The sequence below is a fragment of the Gordonia aurantiaca genome, from assembly GCF_039939235.1.
GTDB lineage: Bacteria > Actinomycetota > Actinomycetes > Mycobacteriales > Mycobacteriaceae > Gordonia.
Genome location: NZ_JBDUUF010000014.1, coordinates 26501 through 41072, shown reverse-complemented (window position 1 = coordinate 41072; position 14572 = coordinate 26501). Strand labels below are relative to the sequence as shown.

Here is a 14572-nt window from a genome sequence, read left to right as displayed (position 1 = left end):
GCTCGCGGAACCAAGCACGGCAGCGCCGAGCCGGTACCCCGCCACCGCAGTAACGAGTGGAACGCAGGCACCGGCGACCTGTCCACGAATTGACTCATTCCGTGGCACAAAAATGACCTCATCCCCTTGTCGTCGGCCCAGATTTGGCGGTCCACCCGACGCGGACCCGGCCGAAGGTCCGGACGGGGAGTGGGTTTCACGACCGCCAGGACGACGCCCACCCGGTGCCGGGGATCCTCATTCGAGCGCATGACCAATGCCCTCGGACATACGCGTGAATTCGTTTCGCGCCGAGCATTGTTCGACCCGCTGAACTGCGGGAACATCTCGCGGACGGTGTCGGGGTCGATTTTTCGGACGACGGTGAAACAACTGGTGGTCGCGGTACTCTCCCCGAGTCGATGACCGCCTCCGGTCGAGTCGTGACCTGCCAAGAGAAGGAGCCAACCGTGGGTAGTCCCTATGACCCCAACCAGCCGACGCAGCTGGGCCCGCAGGGTGGGCAGCAGCCCGGATGGCCGCCGGCCGGCGGTCAACAGCCCTACGGGCAGCAGTACCCGCAGCAACCGGGTCAGCCCTACGGACAGCAGCCTCCCGGACAGCAACCGCCGTATGGCCAGCAGCCTCCCGGACAGCAACCGTACGCACAGCAACCCTACGGACAGCAGCCGTACGGTGGGCCGCCGCAGCCGCCGAAATCGTCGGGCGGGGGCAAGAAGTGGTGGTGGTTCCTCGGTGGTGGTGGCGCACTGCTGGTCATCATCGTCGTCGTCGCGGTGGTCCTGGCCTTCACCCTCGGCCGGGGCGGCGACGAGGAACAGGCACCGCCGGCCGCGTCGGCGGTGGACCTCGTGCTGCCGGAGTCGGATTTCCCCGAGATCACCGGCGAGTTCGCGCTCAACACCGACCAGTCCGAGGACGACGACACCAGCGTCGACAACGAGACATGCGCACGCCTGACGGATTCGTCGACGTCCAACGGCGATTTCGCGCAGCGTGAGCTGACCGAGACGTCGAGCTCGAGCGAGGTCTTCTTCGGTCTCGACTCCTACAGCGCGGACGTCACCAAGCCGTCCGACGACTTCGCGGAGTTCGACCAGATCCTCGATGCCTGCTCGTCGTTCACCCTGACCCTCAAGGACGACAACGGCGACATCCCGGTGGCCATCAAGCTGGAGAAGGCCGAACTCCCGATCGACGGCACCTACAAGGCGTTCAAGATGACCGGCGAGTTCAGCTTCGGCGAGGACCTGGGCCTGCCGGAGACCGAGGTCTACCTGGTCGGCGTGATGGTGTACGGCGAGGAGCGCGGTACCGGTTTCTCCGTCGCCTACAACACCTTCAGCGACGAGAAGCCTTCCGTCGGATCGGAGATCGAGAACAATCTCGCGGAGATGTTCGACAAGCAGAGGCAGCGCATCGCCGACGCCGCCTAGCCCCGCTCGGCCCCACACGATCGCCACTTCCGCCTCCGACGCGCAGGTCACTCGCGTGCATCGGAACCGGAAGTGGCGATTGTGTTGTGCTCGAAGCGGTTTCGCCGCCGGGATGTGTGGGCACCCGCTCCCGGCTGCACAACAGGAGGAGCGTGACGTGAGCAGTACCGACGCATTCGACGAGATGGTGCGGCGATCGACCATCCGGTGCTCGTGGTGACGACGGTCGCGGATGGCCGGCAGTCGGGATGTCTCATCGGGTTCGCCACCCAGACGAGCATCGCCCACGGCGGCTCCTGATCGGCATCTCGCAGTCGGACCACACGCACGAGGTGGCGACAGACGCCGAGCATCTGGCGGTGCACCTGATCCCAGGGGCCACCTCGAACTCGCCGAAGCGTTCGACGACGTGACCGGCGACGAGGTGGACGAGTTCTCCCGATGCCGACGTGGTGTCGGTCGGCGCGGCGACCGCCCGCGTCGAGAACTGCGGGCCGGTGCAGTTGTCCTCGACCGCTGCCGAGACATCCGCGATCCGCGACCGCGCGGAGGTCATCGCCGTCGGTGACGGCACGTGCGGCCTGCCCGCAGCGATCGCCGCGCTGCCCGACCGCGGGCTGCGCCGGATCCACCGCGAGGGCGGACCCACGCTCCTCGACCGGCTCACCGAGGCCGACCTCGTCGACGAGCTGTGCGTCACCCTGGCGCCCCGGCTGACCGCCGAGGGCGCGCCGATCGCCGACGGTTCCGTCGTGAGGGCCGGCCCGCTGGACACGCCGCGGCGGTTCCGTCCGAAGCACGCCGTCGCGCACGACGACCCCTTCCTGAGATACGTCCGGGGGTCGCCGGTTCCCGAGCCCCCGCAAAGTCGCGGGTTCGGCCCAGAATCGCGACTTCCAACCAGCGCATCCATGGTCGAACCTGCGATTTCGGGCGAGCTCCGGGTCGGTTGACGACTGCGCCATGCATTCCGACCGTCACCGCACCGTCGTCTGGGTCCTCGGTTCGACGGCGGTCCTCGCCGTCGCCGCACTCGTGCTCGCCGCGACGCACCTCATCACCTAGTCCCGGAACGACGATCCGGCCGCGCAAGCGCCGGCGACGGTGACGGTGACAGAGGCCCCGGCGAGCTCAGCGGAACCACCACAACCCGCCCCGGCACGCACCCCAGCGCCAACCGCCGACGCGCCCGCTGTGGCGGGGATCCCGGCGACGTGCCCACACCGGCCGACCCGGGCTTCTGCGGAGCGCACACCAGCCCGTGGAACTGCTGGTCCGATGTCAGCCCCGCGCGTCCCGGCGAACTCGCGTTCGTCGATCACCGGCTGCAGCACGACATGCCCGGCATCCCGACGGAACGCACCCGGTTGCTGCAGATCGTGCGCGGAGTCTGTCAACAGATGAGCTACGGAACGAGCAACAACATCGTCCGATGGCTCGCGGAGGACCTCGGTGTCAGCGAGGGCAAGGCCGGCCAGCTGTTCATCATGGTTCTCCAGTACGCCTGCCCCGAGTATCAATGACCTCGGGTCGTCTACTCCGACGACCCGCCCCCGATCTGCTCGAAACAACCGAGCAGGCACGGTCGAATCAGGACACTGTGGGCAACGACGAATTCGGTGCGATGCCGACGACCGGAGAAACCCGATGACCGACGCTTGGTTCAAGTCCACCGGCAACGACGACGCACGGTCTGGACGCTGGCGGTGCTCGCGGGCGTCTCGGTCGTCGCGCTTGTCGCGCTCGTCGCCGGCGCCTCCTACGCGCTCACCACGAGCCGCTACCGGCAGGACCGCACGGAACCCACGCCGGTCACGGTGACCGTCACGAGTTCGCCTGCATCGCAGGCATCGCCGCCACCGCCACCTCCTCCCCCGACCGGGACGAGCCAACCGACGCAGGTGGGATCGACGCCGGTCGAGGGCGGCCCGTGCCTCGAGTGGGAAGTCCGTTCATTCGGCACGGCAGCGAACGGGATGAGCCTCGTCTGCACCTACATGGGTGCGGACGAGGCTACCGGTGGGTCCGCCACGCGCCGGACGACGGCTCCGTGCACAATCTCGGCGAGCCGTGCGACCCCGCCGTCGACCACGTCGCCCAGGACCCGACGGGCAAGGCGCTCATGTGCGGCGGACAGTTCTGGGTCGACGGCCCGTAGGCCGCGCGGAATCGCGGGTTCACCTACAAACGCGCTACTCACACGTCGCGACATTGTGGTCGCGACATTGTGGTCGAACCTGCGATTTTGGGCGGGGCCGGCGTCGATAGGGTGAGTGCATGAGCAAGCCGAAGAAGAGCTGGAGCGAACTGTCCACCGCGGCCAAGGCCGCCATCGTCACCATCGCCGCGGTCGACGGCGGTCTTCGCGTCTGGGCACTGCGCGACCTCTCCAGCCGCGCACCCGAGGAGATCAACGGCCCCAAGGCGGCCTGGCGTGTGGGCCTCGCCCTCGGCACCACCGCGGGCATCGCTCCCGCGGTCTACCTGCTGTGGGGCCGCAAGCGTAAGACCGTATGACCTTCCGCTCCCGGCAAGACTCGCTGATCTCCGCCGCAGAGACGTCGACCTTGGCAACAACTCACCGGATGGCAGATCTCCCAGAGACCGCGAGAAACGTGCCGGTGGTCATACCCTGGCACGGTTCTCGGCAGGGCGGCCGGTGAGAATTCACCTCTGCGGCCGCTTTCCCTTCCGGTCAACTGCCGGTGTGGTCCAGCCACCTCAGCAGTGAGTACAGGAACCGCGTCGAGCCCGGCATGAAGTTGTTGCCGTGGTGGTACGTCGGATCCAGGGTGGTGACGATGAGCCGCCCGGGCGTGCTGACGGTGTCCTCGTACAGGATCGCCCCGACGTCGGTGCGGGAGCCGGTCTCGTCGGGCTCTTCCGAGACCACGAGCGGCACGACGTCGGCGTCGGTGTGCAGCAGCCCGTGGTGATGCCAGATCACGGACTTGGTGGACAGGTACTCCCACGCCTCGTGCTCGGGGTTACGGGTGCGGATCAACGGGTCCTCGCCTTCCAGCCACCACCAGAAATTGGTGGGACGCGGACTCCACGAGACACCCGGAAGCCAGGTGTGGGCAGCGTTCTCACCGAGCACGACGAGCGTCCCGCCACGCTGCGGGACCGCGAGGAACTGTTCGGCGTGCCGCCGGACGAGCTCGGGGTGAAGGCGGTCGGCGAGCACCACCGTGTCGAACGCGTCGAGATCGCCGTCTGCGAGGTCACCGAGGTAGAGGAACTCCGGCTGGTGGGCGATCACCGCCGGGTCGTTGACCGTCTGCAGGTGGAAGTGCGAGCCGCCGTGGACGAAGGCGAGGCGCCTGCGCGACCGCGGCGCGCGGTCGGTGCGAGCGAAGGGTTCGATGACGGGATCGGTGGTCGTGGTCATGTTCAGGCCTCCTGCTGGGCGAGCCACGTGAGCAGCTGGGGGAAGATTCGCGCGGAGGTGTTCGGGTCCTCCTGGTAGACGCCGAGGTCGAGCCCGCCGTGCACGAGCACCCAGCCGGCACCGAGCGGGTACACGTAATCGACCGGAAGCTCGTGGCGGCCGATCCGATTGGCCACGATGGCGCCCTCGGGCAACTTGTCGCTGTACCCGCGGGCGTAGAACCCGGACACTCCGCGGCGGAAACTCACGTCGGCCGGATCCACGCCCTCCCACACCGGATGCCGTTCGCCTGCGACGATCGCGAGATCCTTGGGTCCGGAGTACTGCAGCTTGCGCCACCGCCCGAGGCCGGGCAGGAAATCGGTGAGCGGATGCCCCATGATCGCCACGCGACCGCCCGAGGTGACGAAGTCGGTGAGCAGTTCACGACGGCGCTCGAGGAAGATCTGATCGCAATTGCCGTTGATCAGCAATCCGCGAACGGAGCCCAGGTCGAGCTCGTCGAGCGTATACAGGTCGACCGGCGTGACCCGGCCCGAGACGTCGGTGCCACCGGACATGCCGGAGTTCGATCCCATCGTCAGATGCAGGACCGGTGGAAGTGACTGCGGCGCAGTCGAATCGGGAGTCATCAAACCACTTTCTGTAGAGAGGTCGCGGGGGCTGTGTCCGCGAACGTGTCATACCGGGTGAAGAGGACGGTGCGCCGGTTGCCACGGTCGTCGACCTCGGCGCTGGCCACGTCGATGCCGTACAGCTCGCTGAGAATCACGTCGGTGACGAGTTCCTCGACGGCGCCGACCCGGATGTCGTCGACCGAGCGCATCACCACCGCGCGCCCGCCCAGGTGCAGGACGTGGTCGGGGTGATGCGTGGTGAGCAGGATTCCCATCCCGTCGGCCGCGAGGTTCCGCAGCAATTCCAGCACCCGGGCCTGGTTCCGCAGGTCCAGGGCCGAGACCGGCTCGTCGAGGATCAGGAAGTTGCAGTCGGAGGCCAGCGCGCGGGCGATCAGCACGAGTTGCCGCTGCCCGCCGGACAATTCGGCGAAGCTGCGTGAGGCCAGGTCGGTGATGCCGACGCGCTCGAGGGTCTCGCGGGTGCGCGCGATGTCGGTCCGGCCCGGAGTGGAGAACGCCGAGACCTTCTTGGCCCGCCCCATGAGGACCATGTCGAACACCGTGTAGGCGAAGTTCGACGCGCTGGCCTGCGGGACGTACCCGATCGCGGCGTCGTGATGGACCGTGCCCTCCGACAGTCGGGTCAATCCCGCGATGCACCGCAGCAGTGTCGTCTTGCCCTGCCCGTTCGGACCCAGGATCGACGTGATCCCGCCGTCGACGCGGAGGTTCGCGCGCCGGAAGACCCAGTCGCATCGCGGATAGCGAAAGCCTGCGTCCCTCAATTCGAGGCCTGTGTACTCAACCATCGATGAAAGCCTGTCTGCGCGATCGACTCAGGAGGATGACGAACACCGGAGCGCCGATGATGGCGGTCAGGATTCCGAGCGGGATCTCGCCGGCGCTGACCGTGCGCGACAACGTGTCGATGAGCGTCAGGTAGATGGCGCCGAGGAAGAACGTCGTCGGCATGGAGATCCGGTGGTCCGGACCGACCCACAATCTCGCGATGTGGGGGACGACCAGGCCCACCCAGCCGATGACCCCCGAGACCGCCACGGCGCCTGCGGTCATGAACGCCACCATCGTCAGCAGCACCACCCGCAACCGTCCGGGCTTCAATCCGAGCGCGGTCGCGTCCTCGTCGCCCAGCGAGAGGATGTTGATCCGCCAGCGCAGACCGATGAGCACCGCCGCCCCGGACAGGATCGGGATCGCGGCCAGCAGCACCTTCGGCATGTCCGCGGTGGCGAGAGATCCCATGAGCCAGAACACGATCGACGGCAGCGTCGTGTACGGGTCGGCGACGTAGGTGATGAACGAGACCAGCGCGGAGAAGAAGGCACTGGTCACCACGCCGCCGAGCACGATCGTCAGGATCGGACCGCCCGCACGGGTGCGTCCGATCAACAGCACCACGCCGAGTGCGACGAGGCCGAAGAGGAACGCCCCGCCGACGAGGAATGCCGAGCCGAGACCGAACAGCAACGCCAGCACACCGCCGAAGGACGCACCCGACGACACCCCGAGGATCTGCGGGCTCACCAGCGGGTTGCGGAACGCCGCCTGCAGCGCCGCACCGCCGAGCGCCAGGCCACCGCCGACGAGCATCGCCAGCAGGATTCGCGGAAGCCGAACTCCCAGGACGACATTCGACTCGGCCTCGGTCCACGTACGGGGCAGCTCGATCACCTCGTTGACGAGGATTCGGGCGACCTCGTTGACCGGCACGGTGTACCGGCCGACGGAGAGGGAGATCAGGCCGACGGCCACGATCCCGATGGTCAGGACCAACGCCACCAGGATGCGCTTGGAGGTGTGTGCGTTCTCCGGCTCGGCGACGACGACCGGCTCGTCACGCACGGAAGGCGTCATAATTCGCGCTGACCCCGTTGGCCGGAACATGCAGGATGCGATCGATGTCGGCGGCGGACACGTCGTAGGCGTACAGCTTCTTGTACGTCTCCTGGATACGTCCGCGAAGGTCGTGGCGGACATCGGGGAAGAACACCGAGTTGACCCACAGCCACATCAGGTTGGACTCGTAGCACGGCGGGTCCCAGGAGAAGCCGCCGAGCGGCGCCTTGTAGACGCGCTTGTTCTTCACCGCCGACAACGACGACCACCGGGGATCGGCGTACATGCCCTCGGGCGACGTCGGCTCGAAGTTGCCGAGGATCACGATCTCGGGATCCCAGCTCAGCACCTGCTCAAGGGTGACGGCGAAGCTCGAACCGCTGCCCGCGCCCGACGCGACGTTCTTGCCGCCGGCCAGACGGATCCAGAAGTCCATGTAGCTGTTGTCGGCGCCCACCTTCATCTCCGGGGCGTTGTACATGTACAGGACCCGCGGGGCCTCGGAAGCGTGTGCGGCCGCGGCCTTCTCCACCGTCTTGCGGTCGGCGGCCATGGTCGCGAGAACGGCGTCGGCCTGTTCCTTCTTGCCCAGCAGCTCGCCGAAGATCGAGATCCAGGCCTCGAGATCCTCCTGTGTGCCGTACTTGAGCAGCAGCACCTTGAGGCCGGCGTTGCGCAGCGGCGCGACGATGTCGTCCCCCTTGTCGCCCCACTGGATCACAACATCGGGGTTCAGGCTCAGGATGTGCTCGACGTTCGGCACGAAGTCGTTGCCGGCAACCACCGGGGTGTCGAGGAACGCCGGGAACATCGTGCCCAGCATGCCCTTCGACGCCATCGAGATCGCGACCTGGTTGACACCGACGTTCCGGGCGGTCGACTGATCCGAACCGATGATCATCGACGGGACGGGGATGATCGTCGACGCGATGCGTCCGACCGGGGTGTCGAAGGTGAGAGTGTTCTGATACTGGTCGACGACCGTGATCGGACCACCCGTCGCGCTGGAGTCGGCGGCGTCGGACACCACTTCGCGGTTGGAGCACGCGGTGACGCCCAGGGCACCGAGAGCAAACGCCGCGACCCCCATCGAGCGCAGCATGTCGCGGCGCGTCAGGTGCGCAGTCGCATCGGAGGTACGGGGACGGGAGAGCATCGGAACTCCAGAACGGCAGGCGGGTGACGCGACGCACCGACCGGCACCTCGACGTCCTCCGAATCGGACATTCGTTACAGTTAGGTGAGCGTACACTAACTTAGCAATGCCTAGGTTAACCACTCGGGGGACGCGGACGATGTCCACGATGACGTCCCCCGCCCGTGGAGTCCGACGTGACCAAACCGCCGACATGGCGGCGGCCCTTCCTCTCGGTCGGCGTCGTCATGACGACCGCGTTGCTCGTCCCGATCGACAATCGGTCGGCGAGCTGGACCGAAGTGACCTACCCGGAGGACTGGCGCGAACAGACCCGACGCGGGGACAACCTCCACTACCGCAGGTTCGCGGTCATCATCGGGCGTTCGTCCTGGTCGGGGTTGCCGCGACGTCCCTGTGACCGGTACGCGGACGCCACGCGAAACGGAGGCGACGAAATCCGTTGCGGAGCACCCGATCAGCATTCCGCCCGTCGCCGAGGGCCACGCGCTGTCACTGCCCGGGACACCGGCTGTCACTGCCCGGGACACCGGCCGGCCCCGATGTTCGACGAGCGGTCGGCACGACAATGAGAAATCCCGCCCTGACGAGAGTCAGAGCGGGATTCCCTTTTGTGGAGCTAAGGGGACTCGAACCCCTGACCCCCACACTGCCAGTGTGGTGCGCTACCAGCTGCGCCATAGCCCCGTGTTCTGTTGTTTCCGCCCGCCCCGCGGGCAAAGAGAAAGTTACACTACCGCCTCTGCCGCGACCAAATCCGCAGGAACCGGGCCCTTTCTGCGGGCCCGGTTCCCGCCGATCGCTACGACTTGTTGCTCAGGATCTCCTCCAGCCAGGCGTTGCCGCTGAGGTTCTGCACGGGCTTGCCGTCGTGCAGGACCGTCGGGGTGCCGACCCGGCCGTTGTTGGCCTTGGACAGCTCCTCGCTCGACTTGTCGGCATTGGCCTCCGCCTCGGCGACCTTCTCGTTGTCGGTGATGCACTTGGCGGTCGCCGGGGTGGCGCCCTGCTCGGTCGCCATCCGCGCCAGCTCGGGGCTGGTGATGTTGCCGCTGCCCTCCGGCGGCTGCGCCGCGAAGAGAGCGCTGTGGAACCGCAGGAACAGGTCGGTGTTGCGCTCCTGCGCAACGCACGTCAGTGCGCCGACGGCTCGCGAGCTGTAGTCGCCCGGGCCCGACTGCGAGTTCAGGAAGTTGAGGGTGTGGTAGCGGACGCGGAGCTTGCCCTCCTTCACGGCGGCGGTGATCGCCGCACCCGACTGCTGCTCGAACATCTTGCAGACCGGGCACATCGGGTCCTCGAAGATGTCGATCAGCGGCGCGTTCTCCGGTCCGACGATCATCGTCGAACTGGTCGCGAGCGCCGACTGGTCGGCCTCTCCCTTGTCCCGCTTGCTCCACCAGATACCGCCGATGACGAGGGCGGCCACCACCAGCAGCGCCACACCTCCGAGGATGTAGGTCATCGTGCTCGACGGCGCACTCGGCTGATACTTCGACTTGGTGGTTCGGGGCACCGACGCTCCCGACTTACGCTTCTGACTCACACCACGACAATATCCGCGCGGCACTGATAAATCGCTGAGGAGAAAGCCCCCTTACGTGCCGTTTCGGTCTCGATCAGGGCCGAGTCGAACGCTCGCGGGTTCAGCTCCCCAGCGCGGCGTCGACGACCTGCTGGGCCTCCTTCTGCACCTGTGCGAGGTGCTCGGGCCCCTTGAACGACTCGGCGTAGATCTTGTAGACGTCCTCGGTGCCCGACGGCCGGGCCGCGAACCAGGCGTTCTCGGTGGTCACCTTGAGCCCGCCGATGGGCGCGCCGTTGCCGGGCGCGGTGGTCATGATCCCGGTGATCGCCTCCCCGGCGAGTTCGGTGGCCCGCACCTGCTCGGGCGACAGCTTCGACAGCACCGCCTTCTGCTCGCGGGTGGCCGGCGCGTCGATGCGGGCATACGACGTCTCGCCGTACTGCTCGGCGAGTTCGGCGTACCGCTGCGACGGCGTCTTGCCGGTCACCGCGAGGATCTCCGCGGCCAGCAGCGCCATGATGATGCCGTCCTTGTCGGTCGACCACGGGCTGCCGTCGAACATCAGGAACGACGCCCCGGCGCTCTCCTCGCCGCCGAACGCGACGCGCCCCGACAGCAGTCCGTCGACGAACCACTTGAAACCGACCGGCACCTCGAGCAGCGGGCGGCCCAGTCCGGCGACGACGCGGTCGATGAGCGACGACGACACGAGTGTCTTGCCGACGGCCGCGGTCTGCGCCCACTGTGGCCGATGCGTGAACAGGTAGTCGATCGCCACCGCGAGGAAGTGGTTCGGGTTCATCAGGCCCGCATCGGGGGTGACGATGCCGTGGCGGTCGGAGTCGGCGTCGTTGCCGGTCGCGATGTCGTAGGAGTCGCGGGCCGAGATCAGCGACGCCATCGCGTTGGCCGACGAACAGTCCATGCGGATCTTGCCGTCGGTGTCGAGCGTCATGAACGAGAACGTCGGATCGACGGTCGGGTTGACGACGGTGAGGTGTTCGAGGTTGTAACGCAGCCCCAGTAGCGCCCAGTAGCCCACCGACGCCCCGCCGAGCGGGTCGGCGCCGATGCTGATGCCGGAGTCGCGGATGGCCGTCATGTCGACGACGCCGCCGAGGCCGTCGATGTAGTTGTAGAGAAACGAGTAGTCCTTGACGTACTCGCTCGTGCGCGCCCTCTCGAACGGGATCCGTTTGACCCCGGAGAGGTTCTGCGCGAGCAGTTCGTTGGCACGCGCGGCGACGACCGACGTGATGTTGGTGTCGGCCGGGCCGCCCGAGGGCGGGTTGTACTTGAATCCGCCGTCCCGCGGCGGGTTGTGCGACGGCGTCACGACGATGCCATCGGACTGCACGCCCGGGTTCTCCTTGTTGAACGTCAGGATCGCTCGGCTGACGGCGGGCGTGGGCGTGAAGGAGTCGCCCTCGGCGGTGTACACCGTGACCTCGTTGGCGGCGAGCACCTCCAAAGCGCTCCGCCACGCCGGAATCGACAACGCGTGGGTGTCGAATCCGATGAACAGCGGTCCGGTTGTTCCCGCGCTGCGGCGATACTCGACGATCGCCTGGGTGGTCGCGAGGATATGCGCTTCGTTGAATGCGGTGTCGAGGCTCGAACCACGGTGCCCCGACGTCCCGAACACGACCTGCTGCAACGGGTTCGACGGATCGGGGACGTTCTCGTAATAGGCACGTTCGAGTGCATCGACGTCGATGAGGTCTTCGGGCTGGGCCAGTTGGCCGGCTCGCGGATGTGCCATGTCGCCGATTCTGCCACTCATCGCAGAATTCGCCTCTTTACCGCGGACTCATTTCCCACTCGCACCGCACGGGCCGCCGAGGATTCGGAACGAGATCGAATCGTTAGTGTGTAGAAGATCAATCGACACGTGCGGGAGGCCTGCGGAGAACATGCCGAATACGTCCCTGGTGCGACCCCTGCTGCGGCCGGTCACCGGGTTGCTCGCACCCGGCCGTCGCGACCCCGGGCTGATCGTCCTCGTGCTCCCGGGCGGCACCGACCACAGCCGCCGGCCGTTCAGCGCGACGCAGGGCTCGGCGCTGCGGATGTATCCGTTCACGTGGTCGCTGCAGCTGCGCTACGGCCGCTCGGTGCGCGTGCACCAGGTGCGTTACGAGGTCTACGGCTGGAACGGCGACGACGCCAGCCCGATGGCGCCGGCACGTGCGGCCCTCGAGGACCTGTGTGATCGGCACCCCGGCGCACCGGTGGTCGTCATCGGCCATTCGATGGGTGGGCGGGTGGCCGCGCAGTTGGCCGCCGACCGGCGGGTGATCGGCGTGCTGGCCCTCGCGCCGTGGTGGCAGTTCGCCGACTGGCGTCACATCCATCCCGGTGCCCGCGTCGTCGCGGTCCACGGCGACGCCGACGAACGCACCTTCGCCAAGCGAACCCGCAAGGGCATCGAAGAGCTGCGCGCCAACGGCGTCGACGCCGAGTTCGTCACCGTGCCCGACGGCCGCCACGCGATGCTCGACCACGTCCTGCTGTGGCAGCGCAGCGCGCTCGACTTCGTCGGCGAGCGTCTGTCCGCCCTGCGCGGGGCCTGATCGCAGCGCACACAGAGACACCCCTTCTGGACAGATCCACCACCCGAGCGGGGTGAGATCCTGTCCAGAAGAGGTGGTCATGCGCGGTCGCTCAGGCGGTCGTGCGGCGCTTGCCCGACAACTCGTCGACGAACTCCGGATAGAACTCGACGTAGCTGTCCCCCGAAAGCACGTACAGCGGGTCCCCGCCGGTCTCGTGGTAGGCCTGCTTGCGCAGCTCGGTGCGCATGTTCTTGAACGTCGACGTGTGCTCGAGCTGGTCGACGAGCCGCACGAACAGCGGCACCGCGTAGCCGGGCAGCCCGTCGCGGACGTGCGCGGCGAAGCCGGCGGCGTCGAACGTCTCGCCGTCCTTCAGGCTGACCGCCGCCATGCCGGCCTTGCCGTCGACGCCGGGGATCGGGACGCCGAAGACGACGGCCTCCTCGACCGAGTCGTGCGCGTCGATGACCGCCTCGACCTCGGTGGTGGCGACGTTCTCGCCCTTCCAGCGGAAGGTGTCGCCGATGCGGTCGACGAAACCGATGTGGAAGAAGCCCTGATCGCGCACGACGTCGCCGCTGTTGTACCAGGCGTCGCCCTTGCGGCGGACGTCGCGGACGATCTTCTTCTCGGTCGCCTCGGGATCGGTGTAACCGTCGAACGGGACACGCGAATTGATCTGCGCGAGAAGCAATCCCGTGCCACCCTTGCCGACCTTGCGGACCCGACCGTCGGGCCCGCGCAGGGGTTCGCCGGTCTCCTCGTCGTATTCGGCGACCATGTACGGCAACGGCGAGAAACCGGCGGTCTTCGCCAGCCCGAAGACGTTGACGAAGCCGATGTTCGCCTCGCTCGCGGCGTACAGCTCGACGATGCGGTCGATGCCGAAGCGCTCGGTGAAGTCGTCCCAGATGTCCGGGCGCAGACCGTTTCCGACGGCCAGACGCACCTTGTGCGCGCGGTCGGTGGGCTTCGGCGGCTGCGCGAGCAGGTAGCGGCACAGTTCGCCGATGTAGCTGAACGCGGTGGCGTCGTTCTCGATGAGTTCGTCGAAGAACCGCGACGCCGAGAACTTCTTCCCGATGGCCAGGCAGGCGCCCGAGGCCAGCACCGACGACACCGAGATCGTGAGCGCGTTGTTGTGGTAGAAGGGCAACGCGGTGTACATGACGTCGTCGCCGCGCAGGCGGATGCCGAGCCCGCCGATGCCGTTCATCGCCACCAGCCAGCGATAGTGGGTCATCCTGCTGGCCTTGGGATATCCGGTGGTCCCGGAGGTGAAGATGTAGATCGCGGTCGACCCGAGCTCGACGGCCTCGGTGACGGGCGGGTTGACCGGAGAGCAGGCAGAGGTCAGTTCCGGGAGCTCCTCGAAGGTGAATTCCTTTGCCGGACGGGCACTGTCGGGAACCGAGTCCAGGGCCTCGACCAGGTGCTGCTGGTGGAGAACGACCTTTGCGTCGATGAGGCCGAGGCTGTGTTCGAGCACCGCACCGCGCTGGTGGTAGTTGATCATCCCGCAGATGGCGCCGATCTTGACGATGCCCAGCATCGCGATCACGACATCGGGGTGGTTCTCCGACAGCACCGCGACCACGTCGCCCTTCCCGACGCCCTCGCGGGTGAGGAAGTCGGCGAGCCGGTTGGCGCGGGCGTTGGCCTCGCGGTAGGTGATGGACTCGCCCTCGAACCGCAGGAAGTCGCGGTCCGGGTACTTGTCGACCGACTGCTGGAAGCGCTTGCCGATGGACATCTTGGTGGTGGGCGGCTTGGGGAGCATCTCCGGAAGCACACGCATGATGGTCCCGACGTCCTTGCGCAGCGACGCGACGCCCGACAGCATGTCGGTCAGTCGGATGTCGGGCAAGAGCCCCGTGCCCGGTGCGTGATCAACCATTCAAGCCTCCCCTGTGGTGTGTTCGACGACACACACCATAGCCGGGAATCGGCACCAATGGAACGTCGTTGACAATTCGTTTCAAACGCCCCGGCGGGTCCCGTCTTGGCGCCGGGGCTGTGACCGGCCACA

13 protein-coding genes and 1 tRNA gene are annotated in these 14572 nt (G+C 67.3%); 5 read left to right on the top strand and 9 right to left on the bottom strand.

Translation table 11 applies throughout. The features are described from left to right. Positions 1-449 precede the first annotated feature (449 nt). The 4 genes from ABFT43_RS20730 (at position 450) to ABFT43_RS20715 (ending at position 3953) form a co-directional block, all read left to right on the top strand. Entirely contained in the window at positions 450-1436 is a 987-nt protein-coding gene (locus ABFT43_RS20730) for a hypothetical protein (RefSeq protein WP_347962166.1), read from the top strand. Positions 1437-1885: 449 nt separating this feature from the next. Beyond that, positions 1886-2389: a dihydrofolate reductase family protein gene (locus ABFT43_RS20725; RefSeq protein ID WP_347962165.1), complete on the top strand. Its 504-nt coding sequence runs from the start codon at positions 1886-1888 to the stop codon at positions 2387-2389. Between the two features lie 261 nt (positions 2390-2650). Next, on the top strand, positions 2651-2959 hold the full coding sequence (locus tag ABFT43_RS20720; RefSeq protein WP_347962164.1) for a hypothetical protein: 309 nt from the start codon (positions 2651-2653) through the stop codon (positions 2957-2959). 754 nt (positions 2960-3713) lie between these two features. Further along, positions 3714-3953: a hypothetical protein gene (locus ABFT43_RS20715; protein ID WP_347962163.1), complete on the top strand. Its 240-nt coding sequence runs from the start codon at positions 3714-3716 to the stop codon at positions 3951-3953. A gap of 178 nt (positions 3954-4131) precedes the next feature. Here ABFT43_RS20715 and ABFT43_RS20710 read toward each other — a convergent pair whose 3' ends face one another. From ABFT43_RS20710 to pgm, 8 genes are all read right to left on the bottom strand, one after another. Next, positions 4132-4827 carry a hypothetical protein gene (locus ABFT43_RS20710; RefSeq protein ID WP_347962162.1) on the bottom strand — a complete coding sequence of 232 codons (696 nt, stop codon included), beginning with the start codon at positions 4825-4827 and terminating at the stop codon, positions 4132-4134. A gap of 2 nt (positions 4828-4829) precedes the next feature. Then, positions 4830-5459 (bottom strand): hypothetical protein, encoded by a 630-nt coding sequence (locus ABFT43_RS20705; RefSeq protein ID WP_347962161.1) that lies wholly within the window; start codon positions 5457-5459, stop codon positions 4830-4832. Next, on the bottom strand, positions 5459-6256 hold the full coding sequence (locus tag ABFT43_RS20700) for an ABC transporter ATP-binding protein (protein ID WP_347962160.1): 798 nt from the start codon (positions 6254-6256) through the stop codon (positions 5459-5461). The genes ABFT43_RS20705 and ABFT43_RS20700 overlap by 1 nt, the downstream gene beginning before the upstream one ends. Beyond that, positions 6249-7322, bottom strand: a complete 1074-nt coding sequence (locus ABFT43_RS20695) for a FecCD family ABC transporter permease (protein WP_347962159.1) — start codon at positions 7320-7322, stop codon at positions 6249-6251. The genes ABFT43_RS20700 and ABFT43_RS20695 overlap by 8 nt, the downstream gene beginning before the upstream one ends. After that, positions 7303-8460 carry an ABC transporter substrate-binding protein gene (locus ABFT43_RS20690; protein ID WP_347962158.1) on the bottom strand — a complete coding sequence of 386 codons (1158 nt, stop codon included), beginning with the start codon at positions 8458-8460 and terminating at the stop codon, positions 7303-7305. Before ABFT43_RS20690 ends, ABFT43_RS20695 begins: the two co-directional genes overlap by 20 nt. A 614-nt stretch (positions 8461-9074) precedes the next feature. After that, positions 9075-9147, bottom strand: a tRNA-Ala gene (locus ABFT43_RS20685). Positions 9148-9262: 115 nt separating this feature from the next. Continuing rightward, positions 9263-10006, bottom strand: a complete 744-nt coding sequence (locus ABFT43_RS20680) for a DsbA family protein (protein ID WP_347962157.1) — start codon at positions 10004-10006, stop codon at positions 9263-9265. Between the two features lie 100 nt (positions 10007-10106). Further along, positions 10107-11750, bottom strand: coding sequence for a phosphoglucomutase (alpha-D-glucose-1,6-bisphosphate-dependent) (pgm, locus tag ABFT43_RS20675; RefSeq protein ID WP_347962156.1), 1644 nt, complete (start codon positions 11748-11750; stop codon positions 10107-10109). A 151-nt stretch (positions 11751-11901) separates the two neighbouring features. On the opposite strand from pgm, the gene ABFT43_RS20670 reads away from it, so the two are divergent. Further along, the gene (locus ABFT43_RS20670) at positions 11902-12561 is read left to right on the top strand and encodes an alpha/beta hydrolase (RefSeq protein WP_347962155.1); all 660 of its coding nucleotides are present in this window, start codon (positions 11902-11904) and stop codon (positions 12559-12561) included. Positions 12562-12652: 91 nt separating this feature from the next. Here ABFT43_RS20670 and ABFT43_RS20665 read toward each other — a convergent pair whose 3' ends face one another. Continuing rightward, entirely contained in the window at positions 12653-14440 is a 1788-nt protein-coding gene (locus tag ABFT43_RS20665; RefSeq protein ID WP_347962154.1) for a long-chain-acyl-CoA synthetase, read from the bottom strand. Between the last annotated feature and the right edge of the window lie 132 nt (positions 14441-14572).